General features: G+C 50.8%; 7 protein-coding genes. 2 read left to right on the top strand and 5 right to left on the bottom strand.

What is annotated here, in order from left to right; genetic code table 11:
- On the top strand, positions 1–151 hold a 151-nt coding region (locus ACJHWK_RS06020; protein ID WP_410234805.1), incomplete at its 5' end, for an IS3 family transposase.
- A 99-nt stretch (positions 152–250) separates the two neighbouring features.
- On the opposite strand, the gene ACJHWK_RS06015 is transcribed toward ACJHWK_RS06020, so the two are convergent.
- From ACJHWK_RS06015 to ACJHWK_RS05995, 5 genes are all read right to left on the bottom strand, one after another.
- Complete coding sequence (locus ACJHWK_RS06015) at positions 251–1,111, bottom strand: electron transfer flavoprotein subunit alpha/FixB family protein (protein ID WP_001521165.1); 861 nt, start codon at positions 1,109–1,111, stop codon at positions 251–253.
- Positions 1,108–1,887, bottom strand: a complete 780-nt coding sequence (locus ACJHWK_RS06010) for an electron transfer flavoprotein subunit beta/FixA family protein (RefSeq protein WP_001521167.1) — start codon at positions 1,885–1,887, stop codon at positions 1,108–1,110. The genes ACJHWK_RS06015 and ACJHWK_RS06010 overlap by 4 nt, the downstream gene beginning before the upstream one ends.
- Positions 1,865–3,274: an MFS transporter gene (locus ACJHWK_RS06005; protein ID WP_170886430.1), complete on the bottom strand. Its 1,410-nt coding sequence runs from the start codon at positions 3,272–3,274 to the stop codon at positions 1,865–1,867. The genes ACJHWK_RS06010 and ACJHWK_RS06005 overlap by 23 nt, the downstream gene beginning before the upstream one ends.
- Before the next feature lie 21 nt (positions 3,275–3,295).
- On the bottom strand, positions 3,296–4,750 hold the full coding sequence (locus ACJHWK_RS06000) for an FAD-binding oxidoreductase (RefSeq protein WP_000059301.1): 1,455 nt from the start codon (positions 4,748–4,750) through the stop codon (positions 3,296–3,298).
- Between the two features lie 69 nt (positions 4,751–4,819).
- Positions 4,820–5,605: an SDR family oxidoreductase gene (locus ACJHWK_RS05995; RefSeq protein ID WP_000021318.1), complete on the bottom strand. Its 786-nt coding sequence runs from the start codon at positions 5,603–5,605 to the stop codon at positions 4,820–4,822.
- 318 nt (positions 5,606–5,923) lie between these two features.
- Here ACJHWK_RS05995 and ACJHWK_RS05990 point away from each other — a divergent pair, with 318 nt between their 5' ends.
- The gene (locus ACJHWK_RS05990; protein ID WP_001521168.1) at positions 5,924–7,201 is read left to right on the top strand and encodes an MFS transporter; all 1,278 of its coding nucleotides are present in this window, start codon (positions 5,924–5,926) and stop codon (positions 7,199–7,201) included.
- Positions 7,202–7,222 lie beyond the last annotated feature (21 nt).

Raw genomic sequence — 7,222 nt, 5'->3', positions numbered from 1 at the left:
AATGTACTATCGCCGGGACTACAGAAGTGTAGAAGAGCTGGAAAATGCCGTTAACGAATACATAACTTACTGGAATCAAAAAAGAATAAAACTCAGTCTTGGGGGACTCAGTCCGGTAGAATACCGGACTGAGCATCAAAAAGCCGGTTAACTGAAACTGTCCAGGTTTTGGGGTTCAGTTCATTGACGCGTCTTATCAGGCTTACAAGTCCCCAGCCCGAAACCGTAGGCAGGATCATCCGGCTGCACGTTATTGGCATTCTGCGTGAATGTTTGTCACCAGTGCCTCCAGCACCACTTTCCAGTCATCAACCACGCCAACATCTGCCTGTGAAAATACCGCTGCGCTGGCGTCATGATTAATCGCCACCACAAACTTGCTATTGCGTACGCCCGCCATTAACGCTGCTGCGCCGGAAGCGCCAACAACAATACACACCTCAGGTGCCAGCAGATGTCCAGAAATACCAATCACTTTTTCGGCATCAACGCCACCGTTCATCACTCGTGCCCGACTGTAGCCCACTTCGGCTCCCAGCTTTTCTGCCAGCATAGCGATTTCCTGGTTATCTGCCTCTCCGCCCTGCCCCACCACCAGCACCCGTCTGGCCTCAGCTAATGGGTCGCGGGTAACATTTTTCAGGTTTTCTATGCTAACCAGCCAGTCGGGAAGCGCACCTGGGACAATGTTCAGTTGCTGCATACCAGAGGGCAACGTGGCGTTTTTATCTGCTCCCGCCTGACGTGCCAGCGAAAGGCATAGCGGGCGTTTTTCTGTTTGCAGCGTCGCCGTTAGCGCATTTCCCCAGTGGGATTTGCGCACGCTTACGGTTGGAATATCTAACGAAGTCACCTGGCAGATGCTTGCACCATGTAAACGCCAGGCCAGCCGGGTCGACAGTTCATCGCCAAACGTTCCCGGCGGAAAGAGAACAACGTCCGCTGGCGTTCGCTGCCACTGTTCCACCAGCGCATCCAGCACCTGTTCCGCCACAGCGGGCTGAGGTTCAATCTTCCAGTGCGCCAGGGTACAACCGCTGAAATCCTGCGCCGCCTGCCAGCTCGCTGTTGCGGCATTCTCCTGATTTATTGTCACAATTGCGATATTCATGGCTGCATCCTTTGGCGTAAATAGTCCTGCCATAGCTTTTGCGCTTTTTCTGCTACCGTTTGCCCATCAATCAGCGTCGCTCCGCGTTGTTGCTCTGCTCTTGCCAGTTGCAGACACTGCATCGCTGGCGATTCGGCAGCAACAGTTTTACGGATAATTGCTGCTTTCCCCACCGCCATTCGCTGACGCATTCCCGGTACTGGCAAGGCCACTTCACCGCACTGACGCACGGCAATCACCGCAGGCAAGCGAACCCGGCAACAGCGCAGCCCGTTTTCAGTACGCTGTTCAAGGGTGATAAACGGCGCGTCGAGAGTAAAACGCTCCACCTGGGTGAAGCAGGGCCAGCCCAGCATTTCCGCCAGCAAAAATGGCGTTTGCCCATTCTGCCCTTCGCTGCTTTGGCAGCCAGTAATTATCAGCTCCAGCGGATTCTGGTACTGCCATTCGGCAATATGGCGAGCGACAAATTCCGGCGCAAAGCGCAGATCTGCCGCCGTCTCCAGCAATACAGCTTCCTCAAACCCAAGAGCCATAAGATAGCGCAGCCAGTGCAACGCCCGTTCATCCCCCATGCTCAACGCGGTTAAAGACATCGACGTACCGTTTTTTCTCTGCGCCAACAGCAGCGCGGCGGCAGCCTGTTCATCAGCACCGAGCAAACTTCGCAGAAGCGAAACATCCGGTCCGCTATTACCCTGAGCCGCCGCCTGCCACTCTTTTTCCGCCAGCATTCCGGCATCCGGTTCGGCTTTAAACGCTAACAGAATGTTCATTCGCACCTCCAACATTTCCCGCCGCCACCAGCGGGAGTGCTTTGGTTTCTGGTGCCCATAGCCAGGTCACGACAAAACCAACCAACAACACTGCCGCCAGGAGCAATAAGGTGACTTGCATTCCCCACTGCGCCAGCACCCACGGCAGCAGGCCAGTACTTACCGCCGCGCCCAACCGACTCATGGCGGTGGCAAAACCGACGCCCAGCGAGCGAATGTCAGTAGGAAAACTTTCCGCAGGCAAAATGCCCACCAGATTACTGACTGCCGAAATGGTGGTGCTGAAGAGAACAAAAAGCAGCAGCGTTAATGAACTGCCGGAAGGCAAACAAGCCATCACTACCAGCGTTGCCGCCAGCAGCAAAAAACTTCCCAGCAAAAATTTGCGATGTGCCAGCAGGTGCGTCAGAACTAATCCCAGCAGCGCACCCACAATTAACAACGCATTAAGCATCAGGCTAGCGGTCAACGCATCTTCCAGACCAATAGTCTGGGCGATAGTTGGCAGCCAGGTATAAATCACAAACCATGGGATTACGAGGCAGACAAAGAAGACGCTGTTAAACGCTGTGCGCCGCCAGTAGCGCGAAGAGAACAAGGTTTTGATGTGTTTATGGGTCGCCGTTGCCACTTCATCGCCCAGTAAAACATGGGGACAAAAATAGCGATGCACGATAGCGTGAGCTTCTGCAAAACGCCCCTGGCGCAGTAGCCAGCGTGGCGATTCTGGCGTTCCCCAGCGTAATAACGTAATCAACAATGCGGGCAGAGCTGCCGATGCCAGCAGCCAGCGCCAGGCCTCCGGGCTTTCGCTAATAAAGTGATGTCCGGCAATACTTGCCAGCACATAGCCTACAGTCCACACCACGCTGAACGCGCCCAGCAAAATACCGCGGTGGCGGCGCGGGGAAAATTCAGCCAGCAAGGTGTGACCGACTGAGTAATCGCCTCCCAGACCAATGCCAATCAAAATGCGCAGTCCAATAAGATGCTCTGGCGTGGTGGCAAAAAATTGTAAAAACGAAGCAAGCGTAATCAGCAAAAAGCTGAAGGTGAAGATTTTTTGTCGCCCAATATGGTCGGAGATCCAGCCCAGAACCAGGCTGCCAAGAAACAAACCAAGGAGTGCTGAGCCGCCAATCATTCCCGCCATAAACGGCGTCAGTTGCATGGCGGGCGTAAGCTGAATAATGGCGTAACCAATGACGCCGAGGACATAACCGTCGGTCAGGTGTGCGCCGAAAGTGAGCGCAGCAATGCGGCAGTGAAAACGGTTAAGTGGTAAATCATCCATTCGCACCGGTGAAGTGTTCATCTTTATCCCTTCATTGTCCGGTAATAAGAACGGCTTCTCGCCTGAGAAGCCGAAAAGGCAACGCCCCGTCATCGCGGAACGCTGCCTGACACATTATTTTTCAATCGGATAGATAGTACCCGTATTCATAATGCCGTTAGGATCGAACTGCTTTTTCAGACCTTCCAGCAACGTCCACGCGCTGCCGTGTTCCAGCTTGCTCCAGTGAACGCGATGTTTACCAATGCCGTGGTGGTGCACCATCGAACCACCGAGGCGAATGGTTTCTTCGCAGATGATTTTGTTGAGCGGATTGTGGTACTTGTCGATTTCCTCTTCCGGCTTACAGTCAACAACGTTGTAGTCGTAAACGAAGTACATGTTGGTGCCGTTCTGGTAGCTGTGAGAGGAGTGACCGCCCAGCATGGTGATGTCGTCGGCGTGCGGGAACTCGGTACGAATACGGTTAATAACGCTTTCGTAGATTTCGTGAATGCAGCTCCAGCAGCCGGACACTTCGGTGGTAAAGCCCATGTTGCCGGTTTTGAGGATCTGCACACGTTCGGCAGCTACTTTATCCGGTCCCCAGTTCAGGTTGTTAAACCAGGTTTCGATCAGCTTGCTGTCCACTCGCTGGCATTGCGGGTAACGTGCCACGATTTCAGCAATCCCTTCGCCCGTCGCCTTCGCAATGCGAGGGTTACCTTCAGCCATAAAGATCAGCACGCATTTTCCGTCAGCAAAATGGGTGAAGTGTTGGGTGCCATCTTCAGCGTCATACAAACGAGCGATCGACGGACGATACCCTTCCACCATGATTTCACGCAGGATGTTGAAGCCGGTTTTCATGTCTTCCAGGATATAGCCGTAGAAGAGGTTGTTTTCCGGGGTGAACTTAAAGATTTTCACAGTTACTTCAGTGATATAGCACAATGCACCTTCGTTGCCGATGATGATGTGACGAATGTCCGGGCCTGCCGCGCGGCGTGGTACGTTTTTAATGCGTGTTACGGTGCCATCAGCCAATACTGCTTCCAGACCAACGACCATATCTTCGATTGCGCCGTAGAGTGTGGAGAACTGCCCGATACTGCGGGTTGCTACCAGGCCGCCCATCTGCGCCAGCGGCTTTGACTGCGGAGAATGCCCCGTGGTGTAACCTTTTTCACGCAACGCGTTTTCCAGCACTTCCAGCGGAACTCCGCATTGCGCCGTGGCCTGCATATTCTCAATATCAATATTAATGATTTGATTCATGGCAGAGCCGTCGAGCACCACCGAGTTTTCCACAACGGTTTCCAGCCCACCTTCGGTAGCGGAAGCACCGGTACGCGGCACACCGTTAATTTTGTGCGCATTCATAAAATTCAGCACACGGGATACTTGTTCTGTGGAACCGAGTTTTACGACCGCTGCCGGAATCGGCAAAGTATAAATGCCATGAATATCCGGAAATTTGCGAAAACGGTCAATACTGTTCTTCTTTAATACTGTTTCATCGGTAATTACGCGATCTGCACCAACAATTTCCTTTAGCTGGTCGACAATCGCTGCGCGAGATAAAGACATAGTAATTCCTTCCTGATAATAAAAATGGAATAATCATTAATAAGAGAAAACAGAAACCACCGTTATGGATTAGCGCACTAAATAACCACCATCAACCACTAATAAATGTCCGTTGACATAATTCGATGCCGGACTTGCGAGGAATACGGCTGCGCCCATTAAATCCTGAGTATCGCCCCAACGGTTTGCCGGAATATGATCAAGAACGCGCTGATTGGTTTCTGGATTACTGCGTGTCGCCAGCGTAATATCTGTTGCATAATAGCCAGGGGCAATACCATTTACCTGAATATTATATTGACCTAGTTCATCACAGTAAGCTTTGGTGAATCCGGCAAGAGCATGTTTAGTGGCAGAATATGCAGGTGACCATTGTCCACCTAAGTAAGAGAATAATGAACAGATATTAATGATTTTACCGCTTTTCTGCGGGATCATAATTTTTGCAGCTTCATAGCTTAACTCGAATGCGGCGGTCAGGTTCACATCAATCATCGGGTCCCAGTCGGCACGACCGAAGTCCAGCACCTTATTCAGCTTACAAATACCGGCATTGTTAATCAGAATATCGACGGTACCGAAACGTTCGCAACAGGCGGCGATTATCTTCTGCGGCGCGCCTTCTGCGGTGATATCCACCTGCATGAAGTCCACCTCAACACCCTGTTTTTCAATCATTTCCTTTGTTTCGCCGTTATCTTTAACGAAGCTTGGAATAAAGATATTTGCGCCTGCTTTGGCCAGCGCCATGGCAAATGCCTGGCCTAAACCGCTATTCCCGCCGGTAACAATTGCGGTTTTACCTTTCAGGGAGAAAAAATCCATTGAGAACGCATTGAGAGATTCGATTGACATAGTTAGCTCCAATTTCCGTAAGGCAAAAAAAAAGAAAGGTAACTTCCCCCGCGAGAGGGAAGTTACCTTTCTCATTATCTCTGGTAACTGGAGATAATTTTTATCATAAGGGCATAATCGCTAATGTGATCGTAATCACAGTGTGATATTCGAATTGTCAAATAATTTTAAAAAGCAGAAGCGTGATTACTCTCACACAACACCACTGCTTTCCATGTTATTTCTTATTGCAATTACTAGAGACCTGAGAAAAGTAATCCACCTGAAAGGGCGGCTTACTTTTCTCTTTTTTTTGTCTATTACAAATGGGAATACGATATGCAACACAACTCATATCGCCGTTGGATAACCCTCGCGATAATTAGTTTTAGCGGCGGCGTTAGTTTCGACCTGGCTTATTTACGTTATATTTATCAAATTCCCATGGCGAAATTTATGGGATTCAGCAATACCGAGATAGGTTTAATAATGAGTACATTTGGTATTGCGGCCATTATTCTTTATGCCCCCAGCGGCGTTATTGCCGATAAATTTTCACACCGCAAAATGATTACTTCCGCGATGATCATTACCGGATTACTGGGTCTGTTAATGGCAACATATCCACCGCTGTGGGTAATGCTCTGTATTCAGGTCGCCTTTGCGATAACCACTATTTTAATGCTGTGGTCGGTGTCGATTAAAGCCGCCTCATTGCTGGGCGATCATAGCGAGCAAGGGAAAATTATGGGCTGGATGGAAGGGCTGCGCGGCGTCGGTGTAATGTCGCTGGCGGTGTTTACCATGTGGGTCTTTTCTCGCTTCGCTCCGGATGACAGCGCCAGTCTGAAAACGGTCATCATCATCTATAGTGTGGTTTACATCTTGTTGGGGATTCTGTGCTGGTTTTTTGTTAGCGATAACAACAATCTGCGCAGTGCCAATAACGAAGAAAAACAGTCATTCCAGCTTAGCGACATCCTGGCCGTTTTGCGCATCAGCACCACCTGGTATTGCAGCATGGTGATTTTTGGCGTCTTCACCATCTACGCCATTCTGAGTTACTCCACCAACTATCTGACCGAAATGTACGGCATGTCGCTGGTGGCGGCGAGCTACATGGGGATTGTGATCAACAAAATCTTCCGCGCGCTGTGCGGCCCACTTGGCGGCATTATCACCACCTACAGCAAAGTGAAATCCCCTACCCGCGTGATCCAAATCCTTTCCGTACTCGGCTTGCTGGCGTTAACTGCCCTGCTCGTCACGAACTCTAACCCGCAATCGGTCGCGATGGGGATTGGCCTGATTTTACTGCTGGGATTCACCTGTTACGCCTCACGCGGGCTGTACTGGGCCTGCCCTGGCGAAGCGAGAACACCGTCTTACATTATGGGCACCACGGTAGGTATTTGTTCGGTGATTGGATTCCTGCCGGATGTCTTCGTTTACCCGATTATCGGCTACTGGCAAGACACCCTGCCCGCTGCAGAAGCCTACCGCAATATGTGGCTGATGGGCATGGCGGCGCTTGCCATGGTGATCGTCTTTACCTTTTTGCTGTTCCAAAAAATTCGTACTGCTGATAGCGCCCCTGCTATGGCTAGCAGCAAGTAAGTCCAGAAAATTACAGGAGAA

The sequence above is a fragment of the Escherichia sp. WS547 genome (assembly GCF_046486065.1).
Taxonomy (GTDB): domain Bacteria; phylum Pseudomonadota; class Gammaproteobacteria; order Enterobacterales; family Enterobacteriaceae; genus Escherichia; species Escherichia coli.
The sequence above is the reverse complement of the archived record's forward strand: the minus strand, read 5'-3'. Positions and strand labels throughout refer to the sequence as shown.